This is a genomic window from Sinobaca sp. TMA16-18 (assembly GCF_059510535.1).
In genome coordinates this window covers 372,648-387,914 of record NZ_JCAKFM010000002.1, presented here as the reverse complement: position 1 = coordinate 387,914, position 15,267 = coordinate 372,648, and the positions used below count along the sequence as shown (strand labels likewise).

The following is a 15,267-nucleotide window of genomic DNA, read 5'->3' as shown; positions in this document are numbered from 1 at the left end:
TAAAACTTTCTTTTACCCACCGACGATCTGATGATATATTTTCCGTGCTTTTACCTTATCGGATTCCCCGTGAATAATGGCACGTCCATCTGCAAACAGGACGATTCTTTTTTCTTCCCACTCCAGTACAAGCAGGTGGGGATTGGATTTCCGGACAATACTTTCATGCTGCTCTTTCAGGTGCTCTAATGACGCTTTCACTGCCTTAGCCGGCCGGACCTGCACCGCATCCCGGCCGCAGAGAGTTTCCAGGGAGGACTTGGCTTCCCATTGCAGATAAGGATAAGAGGCTTCTTGTCCGCAGGAAGCACAGTCCGGCTTTTTTAATTTATCCAGGTTCATCGTCCGGTGTTGATTTTCCCAAACATCAAAAGACAGAAGGGTACGCCGCAGATCCTTTTCATTTCCACTCAGTAATTTCAACGCTTCCACTGCCTGGTGGCTGCTGACCATCTGAACGGCCGGGGCAATGATGCCTGCCGTGTCACACGTCTCTCCATCCATCGGAATGTCTTCCATCAGACAGTGCAGGCAGGGCGTATCGCCGGGTATAATCGTGTACGTGAGACCATAGCTTCCTACACAGGCGCCGTAAATAAAAGGAATATCATGCCTACAGGCAAAGTCGTTGACCATCATGCGTGTTTCAAAATTATCAAGAGCATCGATAATAACGTCTGCAGGAAGAAACGACTCCAACAGAGCGGGATCTACTTCCCCTATTACAGCTCTCACATCCGTTTGCCTGTTAATGTCACGCAGCCGTGCTTCCGCTGCAGCGGCTTTCGGCGTTGACCTGTCTGCATCCCGTTCGGTGTAGAGCTGCTGGCGGTTTAAATTGCTGTGTTCCACATAGTCCCGGTCCACAATCGAAACCGCTCCGACCCCCGCTCTGACCAGGGTTTCTGCCATACTGCTTCCTAAAGCGCCCGCCCCAATAATAACGGCGTGCTTTTCCCCAAAGGCCTGCTGCCCTTTTTTTCCAATCGGAGCGAACAGCTCCTGGCGGGAATAACGGCCGCTTGTCACAGCTGGCTCATTCCTTCGGACGGACTGCTGGCCTGAGCATAAAACTTCTTCTCTGTTCGACCGGCTTCATGGCCAAGCCTTCCTGCCTGAACCGCCAGTTTCATTGCTTCTGCCATCTTCACCGGATAATCGGCACCGGCCACTGCTGTATTTAAGAGCACCCCATCCGCTCCAAGCTCCATTGCATAAGAGGCATCTTTTGGACTGCCGATACCCGCATCTACAATAACCGGCACAACAGCCTGTTCAATAATGTGGGCCAGGTTGTAGGGATTTACGATACCCAGTCCTGTGCCGATAGGTGAAGCTCCGGGCATTATAGCGTGAATGCCAAGTTCCTGCAGTTTCCTTGCCAGTACTACGTCATCCGACGTATACGTTAACACGGTAAAGCCTTCATTTAGAAGCTGTTCAGAAGCTTTCAGCGTCTCCACCGGGTCCGGCAGCAGGGTTTTATCACAGCCGATCACTTCTACTTTAATCATGTCACACATCCCGGCTGCATCAGCCATTCTTGCAATACGTACGGCTTCTTCAGCCGTTTTGGCTCCGGCCGTATTCGGGAGCAGTCTGTACCCGTTGAGATCCATATCTTCGAAAGGATCCGGCTGGGTGCTGTCAAATATATTCATCCGCCTTACGGCAAACGTCAGCACCTCCGTCTCTGAAGCTGCCACCGCCTGCTTTTGTACTTCTGCGGTTTTGTATTTACCTGTTCCCAAAAACAATCGTGATTCAAAAGAAAACTCTCCAATAGTTAACATCTTTCATCCTCCTCCTACAAAGTGAACAATTTCCAGCCGGTCATTTTCTTTCAACGCTGATTTTTTCTGATCCGGCTTGGTTAAAATTTCTCCATTCTTTTCTACGACAGACTTTTTGTGTCCGACGTTAAAATGAGCAAGCAGCTGCTCGACGGATTCGACTGTATCCGGAATCTGCTGTTCTTCTCCGTTAATGGTTAGCTTCACTGGAAACACCTTCCTTTGTTCGTTTTCGATAGGGAGAGAATGCCTGCTCCCATTCCGTATTGACCGTTTCTCCACAGATGGAACGGGCAAGCCAGTTTCCTGTTCCTGCCGAAAGCAGAATCCCATTCCGGTAATGCCCTGCAGCTATCCAAAGGCCTTGATTATTAATAGAACCGAGATAAGGAAGACCGTCTGCGGACTGCGGTCTGATTCCGCTCCACGCCTGTTTGAACTCTGCTTCGGCAAGACCCGGCACTAACGCAAATGCGCTTTTCAGCAGGTCATGCACAGAGCCCGCATACACCTGGGTCTCCATAGATCCCGGGTGTTCGGTTGCCCCAATAATTACTGTTCCATTTTTCTTTGGCACAAGGTACACATCCGGGGCATGAACAGTAGACACAATAAGCTGCTTTGTGGGGCGGACAGATAAAATATCTCCTTTAACAGGAATCATTGGCGGCATGAGGCCAATGTCACCATCCAGAAGGTCCGTCCATGCGCCCCCTGCCATGACTACATGCTCCGATTCTATCGTTTCCCGGCCCGTGATCACTTCATATCCTCCCGCCTTCTGCTTAATGGAAGACACCGGAGTGTGTTCCATTATTTCCGCTCCTAAATGGGCGGCGCTTCCGGCATAGGCTTTCGTAAGATACGGCGCCATAACCTGGCCGTCTTTCGGCATATACAGAGCACCCTGTATGGATTCGTCTGCCAGGTTCGGTTCTTTTGTCTGCAGCTCCTCACGGGTCAGCCAGCTGACTTGTTCGCCGGCCTTCTGCTGAAAGGCGAGCACATTATGAAGATGGGCGGTTTCTTCGTCCGAGTGTGCGGTTTTCAGCATACCGTTTTTTATATAATCCACCTGAATGCCTGAATACGATTCAAGTTTAGGGACTAATTCGTCGTACATAGACCGACTCGCTCTTGCAAAGTCGAAAAAAGAGCCCTGACTGTTAATCTCCACCTGGGCTCCGAGCATACCGGCAGCGGCGCTGGAAGCTTCACTGCCAATTGTGCTCCGTTCCAAAAGGAGCACCCGTTTCCCTTTTTCCGCTAAATGAAAGGCGGTGGAACAGCCGTTGATTCCGCCGCCGATCACTACGGTATGATAGGATGTCATGTTCTTCCCTCCTCGTTAAGCTTCGTATAGTAAGCATGCGCCCGCTGCTTTGGCTCTTCTGCTTCATACAGGCCTGACAGCACTGCAATACCGGAAGCACCGGAGCGGATGCAGTCCTTCACTCGTTCCGGGGTAACGCCGCCGATCGCGATCACCGGCAGTGCGGTCGCTTCTGCAATAGCCGCAAGCTGCTTCAGGCCGCGTGGTTCCAGTCCCAACTTACTATCGGTAGGAAACACATGACCGAAAAACAAATAGTCAGCGCCGGCCTGTTCTTTTTGGCGGGCCGTTTCCAGACTGTGAACAGACCAGCCTGCAGCAAGGCTCTGCTGTGGCTTCTGCTCCACCGATTCTTTGAGATGAAAACCGATATCCCTGAAATGCTGCCTTTTTTCTCCCGGTACATTCAGCCGGATCTGCTGGGCCGCCACCCCTTCTTCCTGCAGAAATGCAACAGCAGTCTCCAGCTCCCTGAGAGACCAGAGAGGTTCACGTATATGAAAACAATCCGTCCATTCTTTGATTTTTTTAGAAATGTGCATCCATTCTTCCAATGTCTGCCTGCCCGTTGATACAGCATGCAGTTCTTTCCGATGTGTGCCCATGAAAAAAGCCGCCTTCCCATGAGGGAAAGCGGCTGTTGGTTTCTGCGGAAAAAAGCAGGACAAGCCACTTCCCTCCGCTGGTATATCCAGATCAGGTTCAAAGAGTCCCGAAGTATTACTTCAATCTCAGCCCTTTTAAAGGGCACCCCTAGTGGTAAAACTATTAAATTAACTATAGTATTCATCGTAAGCTATCATTGTTTGAATTGTCAATTAACAAAAACTAAATACTGTATAAATAAGGAAAAACCTTTATACTGAAAGCATACGTTAATATAAAGGAGAGATGCATCATGCCATTTGTAAATATTAAAATTACAAAAGAACATAAGCCCGCGACTCCGGAGCAAAAAGAACAGCTTATCGAAGGCGCCACAAAACTGCTGCAGGATGTTCTCGGAAAAAACCCTCAGACAACTGTCGTTGTTATTGATGAAGTAGAGACCGATAACTGGGGCATCGGTGCTAAATCGGTATCGGAAATCCGTAAAAAAGACACGCTTTAATTTGATGCAGCCCATCTTTTCACTATAGTCTGGCCTGAGGGGAAGGCAAATACTGCCTTCCTCTTTTTTTATTCTACTTCTATTTCCTCTGTCGGCATGCTGTGCATATTGCGGGCGGTGACATGGGCTGTTATGAAGTACGTTCCGCTTTCTTCAAACGTGTAGTCCAGCGTATATTCTCCGTCACTGCTGTGTCCGCCTTCCAGCTGCTCTCCCGTTTCCTGTTCGCCTTCTTTCCATATTTCAAACAGCACTTCGTTTGCGTCCTCCACCGCTTCTCCCTCCTGCTCTACGTGAGCTTCAATTAAAGCCGCTTCACCGGCCTCAGCTGTTTCACTGGTATGTATGGCTACTTCAATCGGTTCACTGCTGGGCGGACTATTCCCGGCTTCCGATTCGTCGAAACCGCCGCAGGCACTTAACAAAAGAAGCCCAGCAGCTCCAGCTCCTATTCCCCATTTTTTCATACAACCTACTCCCTTCTCTTGTCGTTCTTCACGATTTATTATATCTTGAGTGCACTTTCTATGTTACCTCTACGCGCCAATTATTAACAACAATACCCACAGCGATGGAACGCTTAGAATAGTTGTCAGCAGCGTAATACTTGAAACCAGGTCAGGACTGGAATGAAACTCTACAGATATCATTGCTATCGTTGCTGCAGTAGGCATAGCCACTGCTACAATCAGTACAGTACTCAAGAGGTCATTGGTCTGCAGCAGCTGCGTTAACCCATAGGCAATCACCGGTGAAAGAACGAGTCTTACGGCTGTTCCAACACCGATCAGCTTCCATTCAAGAGATGCCAGGGAAATTTTAGCAAGCTGCATGCCAAGCACAACCATGACGACAGGAATAGAGGCCTCTCCGAGCATGCTGATGCTGTCAAAGTAGGTGGATGGAATCGTGATATGAAGCCATTGAAACAATATGCCCAACAGCAGGGCAAAAAACGCAGGCATTTTCAATACAACCCGGAACGCATCCGTTCCTGTCATGTTACTGCGGTTAGCGATGTATACCCCTACCGTACTCATAAAAAAAGATTGGATGACCATAAAAATAACGGCATAGGCAAACGCCTCTTCTCCAAAAGCAAACAGTATCAGCGGGGCGCCGTAGTTCCCTGCATTCATAAACGAAGTAGACAGGGTCATGCCGCTTTCCGTCGGAGCATCCCAGCGGAATACAAAGGACAGCAGTTTATTTAACAAAAGCATCACCATAAGAAAGATGACGGCAAATAAAACAATGAGAAACACATCATAATCAGGCTCTGTTGTGTAAAAGGTCCGGAACACGAGAGCCGGCGTTAGTATGTATAAAGCCACACCCGAGACAGATCGTACATCGAGCAGCTGTTTTTTCTGAAGTAGAAAACCGGAAAGAAAAATAAGTCCAATCGGAATAAGCGTGCTGATTAAAACGCCCATATGCTCCTCCTTTCTGAGAATAACAAGCAAAGCGGAACCTGAGCAGGTTCCGCTTTATTAGTTTATCATATTTTATTTTGATCGATTCGGCTTTCCTTTCAACATCTGTTTCAGCTGCTTTTTCTCGGAACGCGACACAAGAATATAAAGAAAGTCCTCTTCTTCGATAACCGTCTCTCCGTAAGGAGTAACCAGATCTTCATTCCGGACGATCGCACTGATCAGAACACTATCCGGAAAGTTAATTTCCTGCAGACTTTTCCCTAAAATTGGTGTATTCCGGTCCGTCTGGAATTCAATAATTTCAGCATTGGCTTTCCCAATCGATATCAGCTCAATCGAATGATAAGGGACTTCTTTTTTAGGACCGGAAAGCCCCAGTTTTTTGGCTAAATAAGAAATACTCGACCCTTGAATCAAGGCGGAGGTCAGTACAATAAAGAATACAATATTAAACAAAACCTCACCCGACTCCACGCCTGCTACAATTGGGAATGTAGCGAGTACGATCGGTACCGCACCGCGCAGACCCGCCCAGGATATGAATATTTTTTCCTTAAAACTATAAGAGGTGCCTATAGTAGAAAGAAATGTAGCGGCTGGTCTTGCTACGAGCATCAGCGTAGCAGACAGCACCAGTCCGGCAATAGCGACAGAAGGACTTAATAGCTGTTCCGGAAAGGCAAGAAGGCCCAGGATAATAAACATCGTAATCTGGGCCATCCAGGCCAATCCTTCATTAAATCGAAAAATAGAATGACGATAGGTCAATTCGGAATTACCAACTATTAAAGCGGCTACATATACTGCGAGAAGTCCGCTGGCCCCGGCAAATGCGGCCAGGCCGTAAGTAAGCAGGGCAAAAGAAATGGCGAAAATTGGGTAAAGTCCACTTGAATCCAGATTAATCCGGTTAATCGAAAGTGAAGCGATTTTCCCTAAAGCCAGACCCATAACAAGCCCCAGCCCCATCTGCCAGAAAAAAGAGCCGAAGAGAAGTAAATAGCTTGGCTCATCGAGGATAACCAATTCTATGAAAGCGACTGTTAAAAACACAGCCATCGGATCATTCGTTCCCGATTCCGCTTCAAGCGTAGCTCCTATTTTCGTTTTAATATTTCGTTCTTTTAAAGCGGCAAAAACAGCAGCGGCGTCAGTTGACCCAACGATGGAACCGAGCAGAAAAGCCTCTGTCCAGGAAAGATCAACTATCAGCTTTGCAGCTACCCCGACGATAGCTGAAGTAAGGATTACACCAAATGTTGCAAGGGACAAAGAGGGCCCGAGAACTTTTTTGATCGTGGGCCACTCTGTCTGCGAGCCCCCTTCAAATAGTATAATAACGAGCGCAATAATCCCGATCAGCTGGGCATATTCGACATTGTCAAAGAAAATGATGCCCAGCCCATCGCTTCCCATTATCATACCGACCAGAATAAATAAAATCAGGGAGGGCATCCCGAGTTTAGAAGAGAACTTGGTAACGACTACTCCAATAATAAGAAGAAGCGCCCCAAGCAGAATAAAGCTGTCTGTACTAAAGCTTGCTGAAATCATAGATGGCCTCCTTCGTTATAGATTGACATCCACTTTGGGTATTACTTCATTTTTTTCGATGCCTATATATTTTCTCGTTTCAGCAGGACTTGCATGATGAAATCGTTTTTGAATAAGCGAAACCGCAATTCCTTTTTGATACGCGTGGTAGCCGAATGTTTTCCGCAGGGTATGCGGGCCGATCGTTCTATCCACCCCGGCTTCTATTGCAGCCTGGGTCAGGATACGGTATGCCTGCTGCCTTGTAATCGGCTTTTCCAGACGGGAAGACTGAAACAGATATGTAAGTCTGCCGGCATCTGCTTTTGAAAAATAATAATGCAGTGCTTCGTGAATAGTATCATTAATAAAAATGTCTTCCCGGCCAATACGAAGAAAGCGCACGGGCGTTGTGTCGTTTTCCAGCATATCGCTTACTTCAATTTTCAGCATTTCGCTTATGCGAAGGCCGGTATTAATCGCAAAAACGAAAAGCAGGTAGTCCCGGGCCGAGTGTTTTTTTAAAGCTGCTTTCAGAACCTGAATAGTTTCAATGTCAACGATCGGCTTAACAAATTCCATCATTCACCTCTTTTATGTGTCATAACCATTATCTGAATCATTATTATGTTACTTATACTTTACCACAATTTTTTAAAAAGATAAAAAAATCGGTCCCGGCTTCTATTTTCCAACGAAAAAAAGGTAAAATAAAAACAAAGGAGGTCCGTTATGAACAAAACAAAAAAACTTACATATACCGCTGTTTTAATTGCGGTTGGAACGGTTACCAGCCCATTTGTTTCTATACCAATCGGATTTGCACGGATTTTCCCGGTCCAGCACTTTATTAATGTTATCAGTGCGGTGCTTCTCGGTCCCTGGTACGCTCTTGCCCAGGCGTTCGGCACTTCTTTTCTCCGGAATATTTTCGGCACCGGTTCGATCTTTGCCTTCCCGGGCAGCATGATCGGGGCTCTGCTTGCCGGTATCGTCTACCAGAGAACGAAGAAGCTTTCATTCACAGCCGGAGCGGAAGTAATCGGCACCGGTCTTATCGGCGCCCTGCTGACATATCCGCTCGCCCGGTTGGTGTTTGGCGAAGCAACGGCCCTATTTGCCTTTGTTCCTTCATTTATTCTGAGCGCTTTGGTCGGAGGAGCTCTTGCCTATCTGCTTCTTCGTGCATTTGAGCGTCGGAAAGTGCTGGAGCAGTTTCAAAAATAAGAAGGTATTCTCTTCTTGCAAATCACCTCATATACGAATAATATATAACAGGGCACGTTACATATTTCGTATATAAGGTGGTTTTTTTATGCTTAATCGATGGTTCAAGCTCAGTGAGCACAATACTAATATAAGAACCGAACTTCTGGCAGGTATTACTACTTTTCTGACGATGGCTTACATCGTTGTTGTAAACCCGGTGATTCTGGCAGATGCCGGCGTTCCGTTTGACGCTGTTTTCATGGCCACCATTATCGCCACAGTCGTCGGCACCCTCTGGATGGCTGTCTTTGCCAACTATCCTATTGCAGTAGCACCCGGTATGGGTCTTAATGCCTATTTCGCCTATTCTGTTGTAGGAAACAACGATCAGATCGGATACGAAGTAGCGTTCGGTGCGGTTTTTGTCTCGGGGGTTATTTTCATTATCCTATCGCTGACGCCCTTTCGTGAAAAGCTAATCGAAGCGATTCCTTCTAATTTAAAATATGGTATCACGGCTGGCATCGGCTTATTTATTGCCTTTATCGGCTTTCGCATGAGCGGTATTATCGTAGCCCACCCGGAAAACCTCGTGGCTCTGGGCGACCTACAATCGCCGCCTGTCCTGCTTACGCTTACCGGTCTGGCGGTCATGATTACGCTGATGGCCCTTCGAATCAACAGTGCATTATTTATCGGGATGGTTGTTACCGGCATTATTGCTTACTTTACAGGGGCTTTATCTTTTGAAAGCGGCGTGGCAGCCGCTCCGCCGAGTCCGGAATGGTTTATTTTCGGTTCTCCTGTGGATGCATTTGCTAATGTCATTGGCTACGGCTTGTATGCCGTCGTCTTTTCCTTTCTGCTGGTCACTATTTTCGATACAACCGGAACGATGATCGGCGTCGCGGAACAGGCAGGCTTGATGAAAAACAATAAAATGCCGCGTGTGCGCCAGGCACTTCTTTCCGACGCTGTTGCCAAAACAGTCGGTTCTATTTTCGGAACAAGCCCTACCAGTGCCTATATTGAGTCGTCTTCCGGTGTCGCAGCGGGTGGACGAACCGGTCTTACCACAATAGCGGTCGCCTTTTTATTCATCCTGACAATGTTTCTCGCTCCTGTCGTAAATGCAGTATCCGGCATTCCGGCAATTACATCACCTGTACTGATTATCGTCGGCAGCCTGATGCTCGGAAGTGTTGCGAATATTAAATGGAACGAGTTTGACGAAGCTTTCCCAGCCTTTCTCGTTATACTGAGCATGCCGCTCACTTCAAGCATCGCGACAGGCATTGCTTTTGGTTTCATTTCCCACCCGCTGCTAAAGCTCGTACGTGGAAAAGGAAAAACCGTGCACCCGCTCGTTTATATCTTTGCTGTATTATTTATACTACAGCTAATCTACCTCCCGCATTAGAAGAAAAGGGAGAGTTGCCGCTTTATTCCTCAGCTTCTGGAGCTTTCGCAAGGAATGCCTGCATTCCGCTGACGAAAGGGAAGAATGCTCGAGGAATAGGCGACTCGATCTGGACAAGAGCGAAAAGCGAGGTCTCCTGTAACCTGCGCTGTATTCTGGAAAGGCTGCAAGGAAGCCCGCTTCCGCTGTCAGACTTGAAGAATACCAAGCAGGTGGAGACCGCAGCTGGACAAATAGAAAAGGGAGAGTTGCCGCTTTATTCCTCAGCTTCTGGAGCTTTCGCAGAGAGCGTACTCTCCCAAATAATTTTCAAATAATAAAAAAGCAGGCCGGATTATTTTCCGGCCTGCTTTCTTTTGAATTAATACATAAATCCCATAATAAGAACGGCAGCAGATAACAGAATACAGGCAATCCAAAATACACCCTGAGACTGCTTGCGCTTTCTGCGTCCTACCAGGATTTCCATTACGGCAATCAAGGCAATCGCAAGAATCCCTTTAAAAATGTAGATTAAAGGAAAACCATAGCCGATAACCATACCTATTCCAGAAACCAGCATAATCACAACGAACAAACGCTGGATCATCATCGTAATTTTCTGTTTAGGCAGAAAATAGCTTAACAGGAAGAAAATGAACAAAAATGCCCATGCTCCTGCGTGAGCCTGATAAAGGATATATAACATGTCTTCACTCCTTTGGTACAGATTTGCGGTTTGCCACGCACCGCGCTCTCTTCAATATAAAGAAGCGGCGGCTCCTGTGCAACAGGCAGCCGGGAAATCATGTGAATTTATCCCTGCACCAGCTTTAATCCAACAGCTGACGCAATAATAAGACCAATGCATACAATCCGCTTCCAATCCGCCGATTCCCTATAAAACAGCATGCCCATTAAAGCTCCACCGGCGGCGCCAATTCCTGTCCAGACGGCATAGGCCGTACCCATCGGAAGGGTCTGCATCGAAAAACTGAGCAGCACAAAGCTGATACCAAATCCTCCGATAATACCGAGAAAAGCCAGCATGGACCGATCGTGATGAAGTTTATTAATCATCGTTACCCCAACCATTTCAAAAAGGCCGGCAAAAATAAGAGACACCCATGCCATTACGCTTTCGCCTCCTTCTTCTCATCTGTCACCAGTTTCAATCCAATCACTCCAAGAAGGAGAAGCAGAATGAAAAGCATTTTGCTCCATAAAAAAGGCTCTCCGAATAACAGAATTTCCGCAAGAACTGTTCCGGTTGTCCCAAGCCCGACAAATACAGCATACGCCGTTCCGACAGGAAGATACCGGCTGCCCGTTACAAGCAGATAAAAGCTTGCTGCAATAGCCAAAATAGTTGCGCTCCACTCTCCAAAACCGGAGGCATGCTTTAATCCAATGACCCAGCCTATTTCAAATAAGGCGGCCACCACAATTTTGATCCAATCTTTATTCACAGGAAACCTCCTTATCCGCGCATACAAAAAGCCCAGGCGCTATCTTCTCTTTAGAAGATCTCCCGGGCTTTTTTCCCTCCGTGCCAGCATGCTTTATACATGCTGTGTTTTCTCTTGGACCAGTCCGGCACGACGCCGCGGAACCCTAGAAAACAATTTGATGTCAGTATAGCTTACAAATTCTTCAAAATCAAGTGTCTTTCTTTTTTCTATCATCCGGCAGACTCTCTGTATAAGCCGGCCGGTGCCTTGTATCTTCTTCGGTTACCTGGATATGATCATTGACCGTACGCTTGCGGCCCATCGTAATATCATCATAAGGAGTAAAATCATTGGAAGAGGAAGGCAGGCTTCCTTTTCGGATCGTATAAAACAGGCCGTAAATAAATGCTCCCACCAGAACAGATGCGATAACAAATCCCATGTTCATCCCTCCTCTTCCTCTTCATTTTACTATAAGCGGAAGAGGAAGCCCCGTTTCACGACTTATCTGCTTTGGAAGGAAAGACAAATTCCACCTTGCCTTCGTTCAGCTTCAGCTTTGCATCAAATGGGGTTTTCCCTTTAAATCCTTTAATCAGGTTTGTTTCTCCGGACTGGCAGAGTTTTTTAATCTGGGCCGAAGAAATCGTTTTGCGCAGCAGGGTTTTTGGAAACGTCTGCTTGCAGCCATTTGAATAATTCGTGCATCCATAAAAATTGCGCCGGTTCATAATGTAACCTTCTTTACAGGTGGGACAGAGCACAATAGGTTCGGACTTGGCTGCTTTTTTTCCTTTGCCCTCTTCTTTGTCAGCTTCCGACACGGTAAGAGCATCTACTGCCTGCGGTACTTTTTCCACCAGGTCTCTTGTAAATGCCGACGTTTGTTCGATAAACGCCTCTTTCTGCGCCTCGCCTTCTCCGATTTTTCTCAAAAACAATTCCCATTTAGCGGTCATCTCCGGCTTGGAAAGAAGTGTTCCTTCTACGGCTTCACACAACAGTTCACCTTTACGGGTTACGTGCACGATATTTTTCTGCACGCTGATATATTCCTGGCGGATCAATGTTTTAATAATACCGCTGCGGGTCGCTTCTGTGCCGAGTCCTTCTACTTCCTGGAGCGCCGTTTTTGCTTCTTCATCTTCTTCAATCCATTTTCCGCACGTCTTCATCATATTGATCAGCTGGCCTTCTGTGTAGGGCGAAGGCGGCTTAGTCGTTCCTTCTTCAATGGAGATGGCTGCATCCACTCCCATACCTTTTTCCAAAGGAGGAAGAACGGGTGGAGCGTTTGGATCTTTTTTAGCAGAAGCCGTTTTTGCCGAAAAGCATTCCTTCCACCCTTTGACCCGCTCTACCTTGCCTTTGCTGAAAAACAGCAGGTCTTTTACATTCGTCGTCACGGTCGTTTCATCATATTCATAGTCATGATGAAACATAGCAATCGCGCTCTGGACAATTTCCATATAGACTTTCCGCTGGTCTGCCGTCAGCTTTTGAAGAGCCGCTTCAGTCGGTATTTTTTTAGTTGGGATAATCGCATAGTGCTCTTTTACTTTACTGCCGTCTACAAACCGCCGGCCCGGATAGTCGGTCGCCGGTTCAAATACTTTTCCGGCTGTCGCCTGGTATTTGGATAAATTGCTTTTAATGTAGGCGAACTCATTGTTCGTAATATGATGGGAATCCGTCCGCGGGTAAGTGATCAGCTTTAACGGCTGATCGTAGAGAGACTGGGCAATTTCAAGCGTACGGGATGGGCTGAGCTTATATTTTTTATTCATCGTCGTCTGCAGGCTTGATAAGGAATGAAGCAGCGGCGGCTTGATTTTTTTACGGCTTACCTTCACTTCTGAGACTTCGCCCATCTCCTTTTTTCCAATATCGTGCTTTTTAAGCAGAGCTTCTGCATCTGCTGCCTTTTTGTGACGGATTTTCGCTTTGCCTTTATACGTTCCGGTTGGTGCTTTAAACGTTCCTTCTACGTCAAAATAAGGCTCCGGCTTAAACCGTTGGATTTCCATATGCCTGTCATAAATCAATTTCAGCGTTGGCGTTTGGACACGGCCGACACTGAATACGGATTTAATGCCCTTCCTTTGAAGCAGCAGCGTATAAAGGCGGCTTGCGTTCATCCCAACCATCCAATCCGATACCTGCCGCGCCTGAGCTTCCTGATAAAGAGCCATATACGCATCCCCGGCACGGAGCTGCTGGAATCCTTTAATGACTTCATTCTTTTCCAGGCTGTTAATCCACAGGCGTTTGGACGGCTTATGGGAAGCGCCTGCTTTTTCAATAATGCTGCGGGCGATATTTTCTCCTTCGCGGTCGCAGTCGGTGGCAATAATAATTTCATCCGCCGCCTGCAGAAACTTACGCACAATGTGAAACTGTTTTCTCGTTTTGGCAGCAGTCTTCCATTCAAACCGTTCTGGAATCATCGGAAGCTGTACGAGACTCCAGCGTTTCCAGGCCTGCTCATACTCCGCCGGGGATTTGAGTTCGACGAGGTGGCCTACGCCCCATGTAAGCACAGCTCCTTCAGGAAACTGCTCACATGCCCCTATATTTATATACCCTTCCCCTTTGCCGCCTTTCGGAAATGCTTCAGCATAGGCTTTGGCCTGACTCGGTTTTTCTGCTAATATTACTGGCATGAGTATGTCTACCCCTTTATGTTAAAATATCCTTGCTGGATGCGGAACAAATGTTCTTTACATTATACGACGCACAGACACGGACTGCAAAGCAGGTTTGTAAAGATATCCACTTTTCATAAGGAAAGCCCGCTGTCTCCATTACGGATACAGCGGGCTTTTTGTTTATTTTATTAATACAGTTCTTTAAGCGCGTTTTTGGAAAACGGAACAATCGCATCTGCGTTGTTTTCTTTCACTTTTTGGACCCAGGCCGGATCTGATAAAAGCGGCCGTCCAATAGCTACAAGATCAAACTCGTTTTCTTCAAGCCGTTCCACAAGCTGATCAATACTTGTCATTTCCGCCTGTGTTCTTTCTGTAAAGGCATCATTCAAGCCAATGGATCCGACTGTAATAACCGGAAGGCCTGTCAATTCTTTCGTCCAGCCGGCAAGATTTAAAGAAGAACCTTCAAATTCCGGCTCCCAGAATCTTCTTGTGGAGCAATGGTACACATCCACGCCTGCTTCGGTGAGCGGCGCCAGAAATTCACGAAGCTCGTCCGGCGTCTGTGCCAGCTTCGCTTCAAAATCCGTCATTTTCCACTGGGAAAAACGAAAGATAATAGGAAAGTCTTCTCCTACTGCTTTACGGCAGGCTTTGATTACGTCTGCAGCAAAACGGGTGCGTTCTACAGTATTGCCTCCGTACTCATCCGTTCTTTTATTCGTTACGTCCCAGAAAAACTGGTCAATCAGGTAACCATGGGCTCCGTGGATTTCAATACCATCAAATCCGATATCTTTAGCCGCCTTAGCTGCTTCTGCATAAGCCTGAATAATTAGTTCCATTTCATCTTCAGAAAGCGGGTCCACGACCTTTTCTCCGTGAAGGTTTAAGCCGGAAGGTCCTACCGGAGGTACAGATTTACTGCTGTCATCCAGCGGTCTCGTCATTCCTACATGCCATAGCTGCGGCACAATTCTGCCGCCTGCTTCATGTACGGCTTCTACAACCTTTTTCCATCCGTTCAGTGCATCTTCTCCGTAAAAACGGGGAATATTTTCATTATCCAGGCTGGCTGGGTGGCTGATTCCGGTTCCCTCTGTTACGATCAGTCCTACCTCGCTCTCCGCACGGCGGCGGTAATAGGATACAACATTTTCATCAGGAACGCCTCCCGGGGAAAAGTTTCTCGTCATCGGAGCCATTACGGTCCGGTTTTTCATGTGAAGATCTTTTATGCTCCAGGGCTGGAATAGAGCGTTTATTGATTTTGATTCTGTCAGTTGACTGCTCATATGAAGTGCCACGATCCTTTCTATTTAAAAATCCACGCAGGTCAAAAATAACC

At 47.1% G+C, this 15,267-nt stretch carries 18 protein-coding genes and 2 riboswitches; of the genes, 3 read left to right on the top strand and 15 right to left on the bottom strand.

All coding sequences use genetic code 11. The annotated features are described in order from the left end of the window. Positions 1-12: 12 nt before the first annotated feature. The 5 genes from AC5W14_RS05640 to AC5W14_RS05620 are packed head-to-tail and all read right to left on the bottom strand — an operon-like array spanning position 13 to position 3,731. A complete protein-coding gene (locus AC5W14_RS05640) occupies positions 13-1,029 on the bottom strand; it encodes a ThiF family adenylyltransferase (protein WP_496059753.1) in 1,017 nt (338 codons plus the stop codon). Beyond that, a complete protein-coding gene (locus AC5W14_RS05635) occupies positions 1,026-1,793 on the bottom strand; it encodes a thiazole synthase (RefSeq protein WP_496059754.1) in 768 nt (255 codons plus the stop codon). Before AC5W14_RS05635 ends, AC5W14_RS05640 begins: the two co-directional genes overlap by 4 nt. 3 nt (positions 1,794-1,796) lie before the next feature. After that, complete coding sequence (gene thiS / locus AC5W14_RS05630) at positions 1,797-2,000, bottom strand: sulfur carrier protein ThiS (RefSeq protein WP_496059755.1); 204 nt, start codon at positions 1,998-2,000, stop codon at positions 1,797-1,799. Next, a complete protein-coding gene (gene thiO / locus AC5W14_RS05625; RefSeq protein WP_496059756.1) occupies positions 1,984-3,126 on the bottom strand; it encodes a glycine oxidase ThiO in 1,143 nt (380 codons plus the stop codon). Before thiO ends, thiS begins: the two co-directional genes overlap by 17 nt. Then, entirely contained in the window at positions 3,123-3,731 is a 609-nt protein-coding gene (locus AC5W14_RS05620) for a thiamine phosphate synthase (RefSeq protein WP_496193875.1), read from the bottom strand. The genes thiO and AC5W14_RS05620 overlap by 4 nt, the downstream gene beginning before the upstream one ends. A gap of 52 nt (positions 3,732-3,783) precedes the next feature. Next, positions 3,784-3,891, bottom strand: a riboswitch (TPP riboswitch). Positions 3,892-4,024: 133 nt separating this feature from the next. On the opposite strand from AC5W14_RS05620, the gene AC5W14_RS05615 reads away from it, so the two are divergent. Beyond that, positions 4,025-4,237 (top strand): 2-hydroxymuconate tautomerase family protein, encoded by a 213-nt coding sequence (locus AC5W14_RS05615; RefSeq protein ID WP_496059758.1) that lies wholly within the window; start codon positions 4,025-4,027, stop codon positions 4,235-4,237. Between the two features lie 68 nt (positions 4,238-4,305). On the opposite strand, the gene AC5W14_RS05610 is transcribed toward AC5W14_RS05615, so the two are convergent. The 4 genes from AC5W14_RS05610 to AC5W14_RS05595 form a co-directional block, all read right to left on the bottom strand. After that, positions 4,306-4,704 carry a FixH family protein gene (locus AC5W14_RS05610; protein WP_496193874.1) on the bottom strand — a complete coding sequence of 133 codons (399 nt, stop codon included), beginning with the start codon at positions 4,702-4,704 and terminating at the stop codon, positions 4,306-4,308. A 69-nt stretch (positions 4,705-4,773) separates the two neighbouring features. After that, entirely contained in the window at positions 4,774-5,673 is a 900-nt protein-coding gene (locus tag AC5W14_RS05605; protein WP_496193873.1) for an AEC family transporter, read from the bottom strand. 72 nt (positions 5,674-5,745) lie between these two features. Beyond that, complete coding sequence (locus tag AC5W14_RS05600) at positions 5,746-7,230, bottom strand: potassium/proton antiporter (RefSeq protein WP_496193872.1); 1,485 nt, start codon at positions 7,228-7,230, stop codon at positions 5,746-5,748. 15 nt (positions 7,231-7,245) lie between these two features. Next, complete coding sequence (locus AC5W14_RS05595) at positions 7,246-7,794, bottom strand: tyrosine-type recombinase/integrase (RefSeq protein WP_496193871.1); 549 nt, start codon at positions 7,792-7,794, stop codon at positions 7,246-7,248. 147 nt (positions 7,795-7,941) lie between these two features. Here AC5W14_RS05595 and thiW point away from each other — a divergent pair, with 147 nt between their 5' ends. Together thiW and AC5W14_RS05585 are read left to right on the top strand one after the other, a co-directional pair. Further along, entirely contained in the window at positions 7,942-8,436 is a 495-nt protein-coding gene (gene thiW / locus AC5W14_RS05590) for an energy coupling factor transporter S component ThiW (protein ID WP_496059763.1), read from the top strand. A gap of 88 nt (positions 8,437-8,524) precedes the next feature. Continuing rightward, entirely contained in the window at positions 8,525-9,838 is a 1,314-nt protein-coding gene (locus AC5W14_RS05585; protein ID WP_496193870.1) for an NCS2 family permease, read from the top strand. Between the two features lie 361 nt (positions 9,839-10,199). Here the strand turns inward: AC5W14_RS05585 and AC5W14_RS05580 are convergent, their stop codons facing one another. The 6 genes from AC5W14_RS05580 to AC5W14_RS05555 form a co-directional block, all read right to left on the bottom strand. Continuing rightward, the gene (locus tag AC5W14_RS05580; RefSeq protein WP_496059765.1) at positions 10,200-10,526 is read right to left on the bottom strand and encodes a DUF1516 family protein; all 327 of its coding nucleotides are present in this window, start codon (positions 10,524-10,526) and stop codon (positions 10,200-10,202) included. A 107-nt stretch (positions 10,527-10,633) separates the two neighbouring features. Continuing rightward, positions 10,634-10,951, bottom strand: a complete 318-nt coding sequence (locus AC5W14_RS05575) for a DMT family transporter (protein ID WP_496059766.1) — start codon at positions 10,949-10,951, stop codon at positions 10,634-10,636. After that, entirely contained in the window at positions 10,951-11,286 is a 336-nt protein-coding gene (locus tag AC5W14_RS05570) for a DMT family transporter (protein WP_496059767.1), read from the bottom strand. Before AC5W14_RS05570 ends, AC5W14_RS05575 begins: the two co-directional genes overlap by 1 nt. 57 nt (positions 11,287-11,343) lie before the next feature. Beyond that, positions 11,344-11,446: riboswitch (guanidine-I (ykkC/yxkD leader) on the bottom strand. A gap of 30 nt (positions 11,447-11,476) precedes the next feature. Then, positions 11,477-11,710: a hypothetical protein gene (locus AC5W14_RS05565; RefSeq protein WP_496059768.1), complete on the bottom strand. Its 234-nt coding sequence runs from the start codon at positions 11,708-11,710 to the stop codon at positions 11,477-11,479. 55 nt (positions 11,711-11,765) lie between these two features. Further along, complete coding sequence (locus tag AC5W14_RS05560) at positions 11,766-13,931, bottom strand: type IA DNA topoisomerase (RefSeq protein WP_496193869.1); 2,166 nt, start codon at positions 13,929-13,931, stop codon at positions 11,766-11,768. 173 nt (positions 13,932-14,104) lie between these two features. Continuing rightward, the gene (locus tag AC5W14_RS05555) at positions 14,105-15,214 is read right to left on the bottom strand and encodes an NADH:flavin oxidoreductase (protein ID WP_496059770.1); all 1,110 of its coding nucleotides are present in this window, start codon (positions 15,212-15,214) and stop codon (positions 14,105-14,107) included. Between the last annotated feature and the right edge of the window lie 53 nt (positions 15,215-15,267).